At 37.5% G+C, this 14,273-nt stretch carries 14 protein-coding genes; 13 read left to right on the top strand and 1 reads right to left on the bottom strand.

Annotated features, from left to right (window positions below):
• Window positions 1-8 precede the first annotated feature (8 nt).
• Complete coding sequence (locus tag CALKRO_RS02295) at window positions 9-632, bottom strand: glycerol-3-phosphate acyltransferase (RefSeq protein WP_041741885.1); 624 nt, start codon at window positions 630-632, stop codon at window positions 9-11.
• Window positions 633-731: 99 nt separating this feature from the next.
• Here CALKRO_RS02295 and CALKRO_RS02300 point away from each other — a divergent pair, with 99 nt between their 5' ends.
• The 13 genes from CALKRO_RS02300 (at window position 732) to CALKRO_RS02360 (ending at window position 14,272) form a co-directional block, all read left to right on the top strand.
• Window positions 732-2,087 (top strand): RtcB family protein, encoded by a 1,356-nt coding sequence (locus CALKRO_RS02300; RefSeq protein ID WP_013429508.1) that lies wholly within the window; start codon window positions 732-734, stop codon window positions 2,085-2,087.
• A gap of 31 nt (window positions 2,088-2,118) precedes the next feature.
• Window positions 2,119-3,216 carry a DNA-processing protein DprA gene (dprA, locus tag CALKRO_RS02305; RefSeq protein WP_013429509.1) on the top strand — a complete coding sequence of 366 codons (1,098 nt, stop codon included), beginning with the start codon at window positions 2,119-2,121 and terminating at the stop codon, window positions 3,214-3,216.
• Window positions 3,217-3,247: 31 nt separating this feature from the next.
• Window positions 3,248-5,329 (top strand): type I DNA topoisomerase, encoded by a 2,082-nt coding sequence (gene topA / locus CALKRO_RS02310; RefSeq protein WP_013429510.1) that lies wholly within the window; start codon window positions 3,248-3,250, stop codon window positions 5,327-5,329.
• Window positions 5,330-5,334: 5 nt separating this feature from the next.
• Window positions 5,335-6,645, top strand: a complete 1,311-nt coding sequence (gene trmFO / locus CALKRO_RS02315) for a methylenetetrahydrofolate--tRNA-(uracil(54)-C(5))-methyltransferase (FADH(2)-oxidizing) TrmFO (RefSeq protein WP_013429511.1) — start codon at window positions 5,335-5,337, stop codon at window positions 6,643-6,645.
• A 23-nt stretch (window positions 6,646-6,668) separates the two neighbouring features.
• The gene (gene hslV, locus CALKRO_RS02320; RefSeq protein WP_013429512.1) at window positions 6,669-7,199 is read left to right on the top strand and encodes an ATP-dependent protease subunit HslV; all 531 of its coding nucleotides are present in this window, start codon (window positions 6,669-6,671) and stop codon (window positions 7,197-7,199) included.
• 10 nt (window positions 7,200-7,209) lie between these two features.
• Window positions 7,210-8,607: an ATP-dependent protease ATPase subunit HslU gene (hslU, locus tag CALKRO_RS02325; RefSeq protein ID WP_041741521.1), complete on the top strand. Its 1,398-nt coding sequence runs from the start codon at window positions 7,210-7,212 to the stop codon at window positions 8,605-8,607.
• A gap of 46 nt (window positions 8,608-8,653) precedes the next feature.
• Complete coding sequence (gene codY, locus CALKRO_RS02330) at window positions 8,654-9,448, top strand: GTP-sensing pleiotropic transcriptional regulator CodY (protein ID WP_013429514.1); 795 nt, start codon at window positions 8,654-8,656, stop codon at window positions 9,446-9,448.
• Between the two features lie 157 nt (window positions 9,449-9,605).
• The gene (flgB, locus tag CALKRO_RS02335; RefSeq protein ID WP_013429515.1) at window positions 9,606-10,007 is read left to right on the top strand and encodes a flagellar basal body rod protein FlgB; all 402 of its coding nucleotides are present in this window, start codon (window positions 9,606-9,608) and stop codon (window positions 10,005-10,007) included.
• Between the two features lie 6 nt (window positions 10,008-10,013).
• Window positions 10,014-10,457, top strand: a complete 444-nt coding sequence (gene flgC / locus CALKRO_RS02340; RefSeq protein WP_041741524.1) for a flagellar basal body rod protein FlgC — start codon at window positions 10,014-10,016, stop codon at window positions 10,455-10,457.
• A gap of 20 nt (window positions 10,458-10,477) precedes the next feature.
• Entirely contained in the window at window positions 10,478-10,792 is a 315-nt protein-coding gene (gene fliE, locus CALKRO_RS02345; RefSeq protein ID WP_013429517.1) for a flagellar hook-basal body complex protein FliE, read from the top strand.
• A gap of 32 nt (window positions 10,793-10,824) precedes the next feature.
• The gene (gene fliF, locus CALKRO_RS02350) at window positions 10,825-12,507 is read left to right on the top strand and encodes a flagellar basal-body MS-ring/collar protein FliF (RefSeq protein WP_013429518.1); all 1,683 of its coding nucleotides are present in this window, start codon (window positions 10,825-10,827) and stop codon (window positions 12,505-12,507) included.
• Between the two features lie 9 nt (window positions 12,508-12,516).
• Window positions 12,517-13,524, top strand: a complete 1,008-nt coding sequence (gene fliG, locus CALKRO_RS02355; protein WP_013429519.1) for a flagellar motor switch protein FliG — start codon at window positions 12,517-12,519, stop codon at window positions 13,522-13,524.
• On the top strand, window positions 13,517-14,272 hold the full coding sequence (locus CALKRO_RS02360; protein WP_013429520.1) for a FliH/SctL family protein: 756 nt from the start codon (window positions 13,517-13,519) through the stop codon (window positions 14,270-14,272). Before fliG ends, CALKRO_RS02360 begins: the two co-directional genes overlap by 8 nt.
• Window position 14,273: the final 1 nt, after the last annotated feature.

The following is a 14,273-nucleotide window of genomic DNA, read 5'->3' on the forward strand; positions in this document are numbered from 1 at the left end:
AAAGCAAGCTATTTCCCCAGAAAGGAATGGCTTGCTTTTTTTATCGTATTTTTTATTACCTTTATGATATCTATTGGAATAGACGGAGTCCTCAATTGACGATATGTTAAGAAGAGGCAAAGCATACTTAGAAATATTATGTCATTTGCATTGGTATTAAAAAGCACTGCAAAAAGTATTACAGACCATATTCCCAGGACTGTTCCTATGTTGTCTTTTCTGAAAACCAAAAGTCCCAAAAAAGTGCCCAGACAGAAGAATATCACAGGCAAAACTCCATACAAAAATAGCAGAATTCCCATAGTGCTCGCGATTGATTTTCCCCCTTTTAGTTTAAGAAAAATTGAGTAAGCATGCCCTAATACCACCATGAAAGCACATACGTACACCGGTAATTTTTGTGGATAAAAGATTGTATTTGCGATGTATATGGTAAAGTAACCTTTTGAGATATCCAATATCAAAGATGGGATACCTGCTTTTATTCCTGCCACTCTGAATGCATTTGTGGCACCAGGATTATTATCATAAAAATGGGTAATGTCTTTATTAAAAAATTTCTTTGTGATAATATACGAAAAAGGAATACTTCCTATCAAAAAAGCAAAGAAGTAAAAAACAAACTCTTTCATTTTCAAAAATTGGTTTTCCCACAATAGTATTTAATAATATTTTAATGTATTTTGAGTTATCTATAAAGATTAAAAACCAAAACCGGTGGTGAAGTTTTTATGAAAAAGATAAGAGACGGTGTTTATACAAACGATTATGCCATATTCTTCATGACAGAAGAAATTTTAAAGGACCTTGACGAAGGGGTGCTCCAGCAGGCAAAAAACGCATCCCAAATTCCAAATGTAGAATTTTTGGGCTATACACCAGATGCACACATAGGCAAAGGTACTTCAATTGGCACAATAATTGTCTGGGACATGTCAAAGGCGTGGATTTCACCAACAATTGTTGGTGTTGACATAGGCTGTGGTATGAGACTGATTCTGACAGACAAGTTTGCAGATGATATAGATAAAGCACTTTTGAAGAAAATAATGGATGAGGTAGAAGATTTGATTCCAACAGGTGTTGGTAAGAAAAACAAAAAGATAGCTCTTTCCAAGACAAAGTATGAAGAGTATCTTCAAAATACAGAGATTGATAAGGACATTTCAGACAAGATGGTTCTCATTCATGAGTTTGACCTTGACACAATACCGGATGAGGCTTATGAGATTGGTAAAGAGCAGTTTGCAACCTTGGGTGGAGGCAACCACTTTATAGAGTTTCAAAAACTTCATGTCATAGATAAAATTATTGCAGAAAAATGGGGACTTTTCGATGGGCAGTTTGTTGTGATGATACATTCTGGTTCGAGAAGGTTTGGAGCGGTCATTGGCGATTATTATCAAAAGAAATTTAAAGACGTTATGAAATCCAAGGGTATCACTACGCCAGACCCGCAGCTTACCTTTTTGCCAATTGACAACAAGGTTGCAAAAGATTATATTAAAGCTATGCAGTCAGCAGCTATTTATGCAAAAATAAATAGACATTATATGAGCAACTTTATAATATCAGTCTTAGAAAAACACTCAATTGACGCTTGGGTTTTGTATGACGTTGCACATAACATTGCATACATGGAAAGATTTGCAAACAGAGAAAAGCTTGTTATAAGAAAAGGGGCAACAAGAGCATTACCGCCAAACCACTATTTGATTCCGAATCCTAAATTTGCTGAGACAGGACATCCTGTGATTTTACCTGGCAGTATGGGTTCAAGTTCATATCTTATGAGGGGAATTGAGGACAATATAATAAGTTATCATACAGTCAACCATGGAGCAGGCAGGGTTTTATCACGAACAAAGGCAAAAAAGACAATTTCCATTGAAGAATTTTCAAAAGCTTTAAAACAGGGGCAAAGCGGAGAGATTCTTATAAACACTAAAAACCTAAAAGATTTTTTAGATGAAAGTCCACAGAGTTACAAAGACATTGAACTTGTGATAAATTCAGTAATTACATCCAGGCTTGCTACTCCTGTTGCCAAAATGGAGCCGCTTGGAGTCATAAAAGGAAAAGATTAACAATATTACATGGTGTAGGATGAGGTAGAAAATGAACAGAGAAGAACTCATTTATTCTTTGTGGCTTTACAGCATAAAAGGGATAGGTCCTAAAAAGTTCAGGCAGATAAAGAATAAGTATAAAAGTCTAAAAGATGCTTATCTTAATAAAAAAGAGTTGGAAGTCGAAGGTATTATTGGCGCAGTAAAAGACGAAATAAAAAATTCTGACTTGCAGAGGGCTGAAAAAATTCTTGAATTTTGTGAGAAAAATAGTATAAATATAATACTTGAAGACGATGAGCTGTATCCAGATGAGTTCAAAGTTTTTGACCATGCACCAGTTATGCTCTTTGTAAAAGGGGATGCAAAGCTTCTTAAATTTCCTCGAAAAATTTCAATAGTCGGCACACGAGAACCAACTTATTATGGCAAGAAAGTTGCAAAAGAACTGGCAAGTCTTTTGACTTCCTTAGAAATTTTGGTTGTTAGCGGAATGGCAAGGGGGATTGACAGCTTTTGTCATGCAGGGGCACTTGAAAATGGGAAGACAGTAGCTGTTTTGGGTTGTGGAGTTGATATTGTATATCCAAAAGAAAATTTAAAGCTTTACCGTCAGATTATAGAAAATGGATGTGTTGTGTCTGAGTTTTTGCCAGGTACTCTGCCGGAGAAAATGAACTTTCCCCAGAGAAACAGAATTGTTGCGATGTTTTCACCTTGCTTGGTTGTAATTGAAGCATCAACCAAAAGTGGCACTTTTTCAACAGTTGACTTTGCTTTGGAGCAGGGGAAAGAGGTATTTGCTGTGCCTGGCAACATATTTTCGCAAAAGAGTAGTGGTACAAACAGGCTCATAAAAGAGGGTGCAAGGATTATATGTTCATATGAGGATTTTCTTGAGGACATAAAGGAGATTTATACTTTAAAACCTGCCCAGCTAAGCTTTGATGCAAATGAAGATGAAGAAGAGCTGACAGATGATGAGAAAAGATTGATAAAGCTTTTAGATGAAAATGGTGAGATGCACGTAGAAAGTTTGATTGCGCTAACAGGATGGGAACCTGGCAAGCTTGCAAGTTTAATTACTTCGCTTGAGATAAAGGCGAAGGTTGTAAGAGGACGAGGAAACATAATTTCTAAACTTTAAAAGAATTCTGTTTACAGGGGGTAAAATTCTGTTGAAAAAACTTGTCATTGTAGAGTCACCTGCAAAGGCAAAAACAATTGCAAAGTATCTTGGTAAAGAGTTTAAAGTAGAAGCTTCAATGGGGCATGTAAGAGACCTTCCCAAGAGTGATTTGGGCGTTGATATAGAAAATGGTTTTGTCCCTAAGTATATAAACATCAGAGGTAAGGCAGATGTAATAAACAGGCTAAAAAAATCTGCACAAGAAGCAGAGAAGGTTTACCTTGCAACAGACCCCGACAGGGAAGGCGAGGCAATCTCATGGCATTTAGCAACTATTTTAGGGCTTGATACAAACGATAATGTGAGAATTACATTCAATGAGATAACAAAAAAGGCTGTACAGGAATCTTTGAAAAATGCAAGGCCAATTGACCAGAACTTAGTTAATGCCCAGCAAGCCAGAAGAGTTTTAGACAGACTTGTCGGCTACAAGCTAAGTCCATTTTTGTGGGAAAAGGTCAAGGGTGGACTTTCTGCAGGAAGGGTGCAGTCTGTTGCAACAAGGCTTGTGGTTGAAAGAGAAGAGGAGATAGAAAATTTTAAGCCTGAAGAGTACTGGACCTTAGAAGCTGTATTTAAAAAAGATGTCCAAGAGTTTAAGGCAAAGTTCTATGGAGATAAGAAAGGGAAGATAGAGCTAAAAAACCAAGATCAGGTTCAAAAAATTGAAGAAAAGATAAAAAATAAAGAATTCAAGGTTGTAAAGATAAAGGTGTCAGAGAAGAAGAAAAGTCCGCCCCCACCTTTTATAACAAGCACACTTCAGCAGGAGGCATCAAGAAAACTGAGATTTACTCCTGCAAAGACAATGGCAGTTGCGCAGATGCTGTATGAAGGTGTTGAGATAAAAGGTGAGGGAAGTGTTGGACTTATAACATATATGAGAACAGATTCAACAAGGGTTTCTGAAGAGGCACAGCAGGCAGCAAGAAGTCTTATCGTACAGAAGTTTGGCAAAGAATATATTCCTGAAAAGCCGAGGGTTTACAAAACAAAAAAAGATGCGCAGGACGCTCATGAGGCTATAAGACCTACTTATTTGGATATGGACCCTGAGAGTATAAAAGATTCTCTGACTCTTGATCAGTACAAGCTGTACAAACTCATTTATGACAGATTTTTAGCGTCGCAGATGGAAAGTAGCATATATGAAGTTCTTTCAGCCGAGCTTGAAGTTGAAGGTTATATTTTTAGACTAACAGGTTCAAAGCTCAAGTTTGCAGGGTTTATGGAAGTATATGTTGAAGGTAAGGATACAGAAGATGAAGAGGAGGAAAATCAGCTTCCAGAAATTAGAGAAGGAGAGACTTTAAAGCCCATAAAACTTGAGAGCAAACAGCATTTTACTCAACCGCCTTCTCGCTATACTGAAGCAACCTTAATAAAGGCTTTAGAAGAAAAGGGGATAGGAAGACCCAGCACATACGCTCCAACAATCCAGACAATTCTGGAGAGAGGATATGTTGCCAAAGAAGATAGGTTTTTAAAACCAACCGAATTGGGCAGAATTGTAACAAATATACTTAAAGAATATTTCAAAGACATAATAGACATTGAATTTACTGCAGAGCTTGAGAGCAACCTTGACAAAATTGAGGAAGGAAAACTTGAGTGGACAGAGGTGGTAAAAAAATACTACCAGCCACTTGAAAAAGAACTTGAGATAGCACGAGCTACTTTGCTAAAGGTTAAGGTTGAGGATGAGGAGACAGACATTGTATGCGAAAACTGTGGAAGAAAAATGGTGATAAAAAAAGGTAGATACGGAAAGTTCTTGGCATGTCCAGGATATCCTGAATGCAAAAACACAAAACCTTATTACGATTACCTTGATGTGTTGTGTCCAAAGTGCGGCAAGAGGATAATAGAAAAGAAGTCCAAAAAGGGCAAGAGATATTACACGTGCGAGGGGTATCCTGACTGTGACCTAATTTTGTGGGAAAAACCAGTCAAAAACTGTCCGAAGTGTGGCAGTCTCATGTTTGAAAAGGGCAAGAAAGGGAATAAAAAGCTTGTATGTTCAAATGAAAACTGTGCTTACCAAGAAAAAACGGGGGAAAAAGGTGAGTAATTGATATGGAAATTGTAGTTATTGGAGCTGGGCTTGCAGGTGTTGAAGCAGCGAATGTAATCACAAAGTTTGGAATAAAGGTAAAACTTTTTGAGATGAAACCCAAAAAGTTTTCGCCTGCGCACAAAATAGATAACTTTGCAGAGCTTGTATGCAGCAACTCTTTAAAATCTAAACTTTTGACAAATGCATCTGGGCTTTTAAAGGAAGAGATGAAGGTGTTCGGTTCGCTTGTGATGGAAGCAGCAGAGGCAACTTCAGTTGAGGCAGGACAGGCTTTGGCAGTTGACAGGTACAAGTTTTCAGAGTATATAACCCAAAGAATAAAACAAAATGGGCTAATTAGCGTAATTCATGAAGAGGTGACAGAAGTTCCAAGGGACAAGGTTGTAGTGGTCAGCACAGGACCTCTTACAACAGAAAGTCTTCTTTCTGATATTTCAAAGCTATGTAATAGCAAAAATCTTTATTTTTTTGATGCTGCAGCACCAATTGTGCTCAAAGACTCCATAGACTTTTCAAAAGCGTTTTTTGCCTCACGCTATAACAAAGGTTCAAATGACTATATAAACTGTCCAATGACCAAAGAAGAATATGAAAGGTTTTACTGGGAACTTGTAAATGCTGAAGTTATAGAAGTTAAAGATTTTGAAAAGGACCTGCTGTTTGAAGGCTGTATGCCGATTGAAGAGATGGCAAGACGTGGTATTGATACAATGAGGTATGGTCCGCTAAAGCCGGTTGGAATTATTGACCCAAGAACTGGTAAGATGCCTTACGCTGTTGTACAGCTGAGAAAAGACACCCAGGATGGAAAACTTTATAACATGGTAGGGTTTCAGACAAGACTTAAATGGGGCGAACAAAAAAGGGTTTTCAGGCTAATTCCCGGCCTTGAGAATGCTGAGTTTGTGAGATATGGTGTGATGCACAAAAATTCTTATATTAACTCACCTGAAGTGCTGACTAAATACCTTTTTCTCAAAAAATATCCAAACATATTCTTTGCAGGTCAAATAACAGGTGTTGAAGGGTATTTGGAGTCTGCATCAACTGGTATCATTGCAGGGATTAATGCAGCAAGACAGATTTTAGGGAAAGAGCCTATAAGTTTGCCACCCAACACTTGCATTGGAGCTCTTATAGAGTATATTACAACACCCAAAAAAGATTTTCAGCCCATGAACGCTAACTATGGTATAATATCAATTGATGATGAAATTTCAAAGATTAAAGACAAAGAGAAAAGAAAACTTTTGATTGCTCAAAAATCTTTAAACATTTGCAGAGAATTAGCCAACAAAATCTTTGAATAATTTAGAGTTTATGGAGGTTTGCTATGTTTCATGCAACAACAATAGTGGCTGTAAAAAAAGGCGAAAGTGTTGCCATCGCTGGTGATGGTCAGGTTACATTTTCCCAGAATATGATAATGAAATCTACAGCTAAGAAGGTCAGAAAACTTTACAATGGCAAGGTTTTGGTTGGTTTTGCAGGGTCTGTTGCAGACGCAATAACCCTGTGTGAAAAGTTTGAAGAAAAGCTTGAACAAAATAGCGGCAATTTACAAAAGAGCGTTGTTGAGCTTGCAAAGGAGTGGCGGCAGGACAAAATCCTAAGACGCTTAGAAGCCCTCATGGTTGTAGCAGACAAAGATCACCTTTTTGTGGTATCAGGAAGCGGCGAGGTTGTCGAGCCGGATGACAACATTGCTGCGATTGGTTCTGGTGGGCCATATGCCTTGGCAGCTGCAAGAGCACTTTTGCAGAGCACTGACCTTTCTGCCGCTGAAATTGCCAGAAAAGCTTTGGAGATTGCGGCATCCATTTGTGTGTATACAAACAACAATATTACAGTTTTGGAATTGTAGGTGATAAGATATGATGGAATTAACTCCTCAGGAGATTGTAAGAGAACTTGACAAGTATATAGTTGGGCAAGATAGGGCAAAAAAGTGTGTTGCCATTGCCCTTCGAAATAGGTACAGGCGCGCAAAGCTTCCCAAGGAGCTTCAGGATGAGATAACGCCAAAGAACATCTTGATGGTAGGGCCAACAGGTGTTGGTAAGACAGAGATTGCAAGAAGGCTTGCAAAGCTTGTAAATGCTCCGTTTGTAAAAGTTGAAGCAACAAAGTTTACTGAGGTTGGATATGTTGGAAGAGATGTAGATTCAATGGTTCGAGACCTTGTTGAAAATGCAATATCCTTAGTTAAAAGCGAGTACATGGAAAGAATGAAAGAAAGAGCAAAAGCTCTTGTTGAGGACAGAATTTTGGAGATATTAATTCCTGAACCTCAGGCAAGAAAAGCAGGATTTAAAAATCCGTTTGAAGCGCTTTTTGGTGCCACCTCACAAGAGATGGAGCAAAGTTATCAGACAACAGATGACTACATTAGAACGCAAAGAGAGATTTTGCGTGAAAAACTTCGATCTGGTGAGCTTGAGGACAAGGTGATTGAGGTTGAGGTTGAAGATACTGTAAAACCTCCTTTTGAAATGATTATGGGGACAATTTCTGATGAGATGGGGATTTCTTTCCAGGATGTTTTTGGGTCGCTCTTCCCAAAGAAGAAAAAAAAGAAAAAGATGACAATAAGGGAAGCACGAGAGGTTTTAGAGCAGGAAGAGTACAACAAACTTATTGACATGGATGAGGTTATAAAAGAAGCTATTCAAAGAGCTGAGCAACATGGGATCATCTTTATTGATGAGATAGACAAGATTGCAGGAAAAGGTTCAAGTGTTGGTCCTGATGTGTCAAGAGAAGGTGTGCAAAGAGACATTCTTCCCATTGTTGAGGGAAGCACTGTTATGACAAAATACGGTCCTGTAAAGACAGACCATATTCTGTTTATTGCAGCTGGAGCTTTTCATGTTGCAAAGGTTTCTGACTTGATACCAGAACTTCAGGGAAGGTTTCCAGTTGTTGTAGAACTAAGTCCTTTGACAGAAGAGGATTTCAAAAAGATATTAACACAGCCAAAGAATGCAATTATAAAGCAATATATTGAGCTTATGAAAACAGAGGGTGTAAATATTACCTTTACAGATGATGCAATAGAGGCAATTGCAAAGGTTGCTGTGAAGATAAATGAGCAGAGCGAAAATATCGGTGCGCGAAGACTTCACACTGTTGTTGAAAAAATAATGGAAGACATTTCGTTTGAATATGCAAATGTTGAAAAACCAGTAGACCTTGTGATTGACAAGGATTATGTATATTCGAAGGTTTCGGATATTATAAAGGACAAAGATTTGAGCAGGTTCATAATATAAGCCAAGTATCTTCCATAGGAATTGGTGAAGGGAGATAAATGTGCCAATGCAGCAGAGTCTTCTTGAAAAAGTTCGGAAACTCAACAGAGTTATCCAAAGTAAGGACAAAGAAGTCTTGGATTTTGAAAAGCTGTGCTCTGTTGTTGGTGATGTGACAGATTCGAGTGTATTTTTTATAGACAAGGATGGCAAAGTCATTTGCAAATACATCATGCCTTTTGTGAATGTGGATATAAAGCTTTCTGAAGAAAAAAAGATAGGTGATAATCTTCAAAAATTTTTCTGGTGGTTTGTGGATACAAGAGCCAATATGAAGTTTTCAGACATCACCAGGATTGCTGAAATCGAGAGCAAAGTTGGTAGCGAAAACGAACTGCTGTGTACATCTGTCCCTGTGATTGGCGGGGGTAGAAGGTTTGGTACAGTTTTGGCGTTCAAAAGTTTTTCATCTTTTACTGAAGAGGATATAATTGTTCTTGAATATGCCTCTACTGTGCTTGGGCTTGAACTTTTGAATCTTTCAAAAGAAGAAGATGAAGAAGAAAAGAAAAAAAGAGAGATGATAAAATCTGCAATTGAGACACTTTCTATGTCTGAGCTTGAAGCACTTGTGCATATTTTTGATGAGTTAAAAGGAAACGAAGGGCTTTTGGTTGCAAGCAGAATTGCTGATAAAGTTGGAATTACACGTTCTGTCATTGTAAATGCTCTAAGAAAATTTGAGAGTGCAGGTCTTATAGAGACAAGGTCGCTTGGACTTAAGGGAACATATATAAAGGTGTTAAATGAAATGGTGAGGGATGAGATAGAAAAACAAAAAGAAAACCTAAAGTTAAAGTGAGGGGAAAGATGAGGATAGTAAGAGGATTTGTAAATTAAGTGCTTCTTGCTATCCTCTTTTTTTATGTAATTTTCAGTCTAAAAAATTTTGTATGGTATTTTTATCAAAAATTTTGTAAAATAAAATAAAAGATTGTCGAAAAATAGAGGGATAAAGAATGATAAATATGTTTGATAAAATTGACCTTTACAAAAAGGCGCTTGACTGGGCGTGGGAGAGAAACAAAATAATATCAAACAACATAGCAAATGCGGATACGCCTGGCTATAAAGCAAAAGATTTGAATTTTGAAGCATTCTTGCAGAGAAGTTTGGACCAAGAAGAAAGTTTAGAACTTGTAACAACCAATGAAAGACATATAAAAGAAAGCAGTAGCAATCCAGACAATTCCATAGAAGTGCTTGACAGCAGTCTGCAGATGAGACTTGACCAGAACACTGTGGACATAGAACAGGAGATGGGGAAACTTTTGCAAAATTCTCTGTATTTTGATGGTGTGTCACTTCAGCTTTCAAGGGAGATAAACAAGTGGAAGACGGTTATCAAGGAAGGAAGGTGATAAGGAATGGGAATGTTTGATGCAATAAATATTTCTTCGTCGGCTTTGAGTGCACAGCGTGTTAGAATGGATGTAATTGCCCAAAATATTGCAAACGCTAACACAACAAGAACAGAAAATGGTCAGCCTTACAGAAGAAAAGTTGTGGTTTTTGAAGAAAGTAAGCAGAGTTTTGCTGATATATTAAGTCAGAAGATTGGGAAAGATCAAACATCATCTTATGGTGGTGTGAGAGTAAAGGCTATTTTAGAAGACCCAAGCCCATTTAAGAAGGTATATGACCCTACACACCCAGATGCTGACCAAAACGGTTATGTAAATTATCCAAATGTAGACATTGTCACAGAGATGGTTAATATGATTGAAGCATCGCGTTCGTATGAGGCAAATGTCACTGCTCTTAACATTACAAAGTCGATGATAACAAGAACGTTTGAAATAGGCAAATAATTAAGGGGGATTTGTTGACAATGGTGGGGAACATAAACTTTGATAGCATTACAAAAGCTTTTGAAAAGCAGTTTTCGAGCATAAATACAAACAGCGCAAGTACTCAAAATTCCCAGGTTTCGTTTGTTGATTTTCTTTACAAAGCGTTAGAAGGCGTGGATGGGCTTCAAAAAGAAGCAGATTATCAAAATAGGCTTTTTTTGCTGGGGCTTTCTACAAATCCGCAGGATGCAATAGTAGCCTCTGAAAAAGCTTCAATAGCATTGCAGCTTACCTTGCAGATTCGAAACAAGATTTTGGATGCATACAATGAGATTATGCGTATGCAGGTGTAACCCTTTTATTTCTTTGCGGGGAGGTATTATAGTTGCCTCAATTTTTAAATGATTATTTGAAAAATATAAAAGAAAAATGGAGTAGCTTATCCAAATCACAGAAGATAATGTTTGTTGTATCTTCTTCTATAATACTATTATCGGTCATTGTAGCCATTTACATTACAACAAGGCCTCACTATGTCACAATCTTTTCTGGGCTTGACCCGAAAGAAGCAGCAGAGATTCAAAACATTTTAAGCGACCAAAAGATTGATTCAAAAGCTGCAAACGGTGGTACAACTATATTAGTAAGAGATAAAGATGTTGACAGGGCAAAGATGGCGGCAGCTCAAGCAGGATATCCTAAAAATAGCAGTATCACATTTGAAGATGCGTTAAAACTTTCAAGCTCTATGACGGCAACAGAAACCGATAAAAGAAGAACATTTATAAAACTTAAAGAAAGTGAAATTCAACAAGCTCTAAAACAAATGTCAGATTACATAGAGGACGCGGTTGTAAATTTGAGCATACCTGAGGACTACACTTTTGCGCTTAAAAGTGAAGCAGAAAAACCTACTGCAAGTGTAAAGCTCACTTTGAAAAAGAGTTTGAGCTCGGACCAAATAGAGGGTATTCAGAGGTTTGTTGCAGCTTCAGTTGAAGGACTTTTGCCAGAAAATGTAGTGATAATAGACAACAAAGGAAATTATCTTTCAGACAATTCGTCAGATACAACCGAAGGACTTTCAAGCAAGCAGCTTCAACTCAAGATTGCAACTAAAAATGAGATTGAGAAAAAGATAAAAGAGCTTTTAGGAAGCTATGTAAGTTCCCCTGAAGATGTGAAGGTGTCAGTGAATTTAGATATGAATTTTGATATGCAAAAAATAAGCGAAACGAAGTACTCACCTGTTTTAGAAGACAGTGGCATAGTTGTATCAAAAAAAACAACAAAGGAGGAAGCTCAGAGCACAAATTCTTCATCCAGCGGTGTTCCTGGGACTGATACTAATCCCACACAAAATGCACCACAGTATCCTATAACTTCTCAAGGAGGGCAGTCTACATATACAAAGACTGATGAGACTGTGAATTATCAAAATAATGAAAAAAAAATTGAGACTATAAAAGCACCTGGCACTATTAACTATGACAAATCTTCAATAGCAGTTGTGCTGTACAGATACGTTACATATACTCAGGAAGATTTTGAAAAGTCTGAGCAAGCAAAAAATATGAGCTGGGCACAGTTCAAACTCCAGAATCAGAACAATAAAAGGTCATTTTTGACAGACCAGAAAGAAGTGGAAACAATTATAAATCTTATAAAGAGTGCAACAGGTATACAAAACGTTACAGTAGAAGGGTATGAAATTCCAACCTTTGTTGACAAGCCTCAAAGACAAATTCCTGTTGATTACATTTACGTTGCGCTTGCGTTTTTGCTTTTGATGGTGTTTGCGGCAAGCGTCTTAATAAAGGCATCAAGGAGCAAGTCTAAAACTGTGGAACTTGCAGGAGTTGGGCCTTTAGAGATTTCAGAGGGAAAACCCACAGCTGAGGAAATTTTACACGAAGCTGAAAAAAGAAAAGAACCAGAAGTTGAAGAGATAAATGTTGAAGAGTTTGGTGTTAGCCAGTATGAAAAACAGATTGACAAACTCTTAAAAGAAAAACCTGAAATAGTTGCACAACTTCTCAGAAACTGGCTCAACGAAGATTGGGAGTGATGAATCTTAATGGCAAAAAGTAATATTTCAGGAAAGCAAAAGGCAGCTATGCTATTAATTGCGCTTGGACCTGAGAGGTCAGCAAAGATTTTTAAGCACTTAAAAGAAGAAGAGATTGAAGAACTGACATTAGAGATAGCCAATATAAGGACAGTATCGCCTGAGCAAAAACAGGCCATCTTAGAAGAATTTTATAACCTTTGTCTTGCGCAGGAATATATTGCCGAAGGTGGAATTGACTACGCAAAAGAGGTTTTAGAAAAGGCACTTGGTCCTGAAAAGGCAAGAGAGGTTATAGAGAAACTTACAGTATCGCTGCAGGTAAGACCTTTTGACTTTATAAGAAAAGCTGATGCATCACAGATACTCAACTTTATTCAAAACGAACATCCGCAGACAATAGCACTTGTCATTTCGTATTTAAAGCCTCAACAGGCTGCTCAGGTGTTGGCATCTCTGCCTCAGGAAAAACAGGCTGATGTTGCGCGAAGGATTGCGCTTATGGACAGAACCTCGCCTGATGTAATACGCGAGGTTGAAAAGGTGCTTGAAAAAAAACTTTCATCTGTTGTAATGCAGGATTATACAGTTGTTGGTGGTATTCAGGCTATTGTTGACATATTGAATGCTGTTGACAGAGGCACAGAAAAGAGGATTTTGGAAGCTTTAGAACTTGAAGATGTTGAGCTTGTTGAAGAGATTAGAAAACGTATGTTTGTATTCGAAGACATTGTTAAACTTGACAACAGGTCTATCCAGAGGATTTTGCGAGAGGTTGAGAACAATACATTGGCAATTGCACTAAAAGGCACGACTGAAGAGGTTCGAAAGGTTATCTTTAGTAATATGTCAAAACGTATGGCAGAGATGATTCAAGAAGATATGGAGTATATGGGACCTGTTAGAATACGTGATGTTGAAGAAGCTCAGCAGAAGATTGTCAATATTATAAGAAAACTTGAAGATGCCGGCGAGATTGTAATTTCTCGTGGTGGGGGAGATGAGATAATTGTCTAATGTTATCAGAAATAACCAGGTACTGATTCAAAATCCAGTTGAAACAAACTACAAAGTGCTTCTTGAAAAGCTTATAAAGGCAAAGGCTGAGATTGAGCACTATGAAAGAAGATTAAAAGAGCAGGAAGAAGAGTTTGAAAAGCAAAAAAATAGAGCCGAGGTTCTTCAAAAAGAAGCTGAAGAGGTTTTACAAAAAGCGAAGGAAGAAGCACAGAGAATAGTAGATGAAGCAAATGTTCGCGCACAGCTAATTTTGCAGCAGGCACAGGAAGATGGTTACAGAGAAGGGCTTGAAAAGGGTTTACTTGATGCTCAAAAAGAGTATGAAAAGATGCTTGAGGATATAGAAATTCAAAAGGCAATGATATTAAAAGAAAGAGAGAATATACTCAAAGACCTTGAGACCAAGGTTTTGTTCCTTGTACCTCAAATTTTAGAAAAGGTATTGGAAAGGGAGATAAAAGATAAAAGCTTTTTACAGCAGTATATTAAAAATGCTATTTTACAACTTTCTATTCGAAACAATTTAACTTTAAGAGTTAGCGAGGAAGATTTTGAGTACGTAAATAGTAAACTTGATGAGATTTTACGGGGGATTGACGGGATTGACAAAGTAGATGTGAAAGTTGACAAAGCCTTGAGAAGCGGTGATGTAGTGGTTGAAACTCCATACGGTTTTGTCGAAACAGGTGTAAAGATGAGACTTGAAAAGATACAGGAAATAGTTTTATCTTTGATTGGTGATTGAG

This window comes from Caldicellulosiruptor kronotskyensis 2002, assembly GCF_000166775.1.
Classification (GTDB): Bacteria; Bacillota; Thermoanaerobacteria; order Caldicellulosiruptorales; family Caldicellulosiruptoraceae; genus Caldicellulosiruptor; species Caldicellulosiruptor kronotskyensis.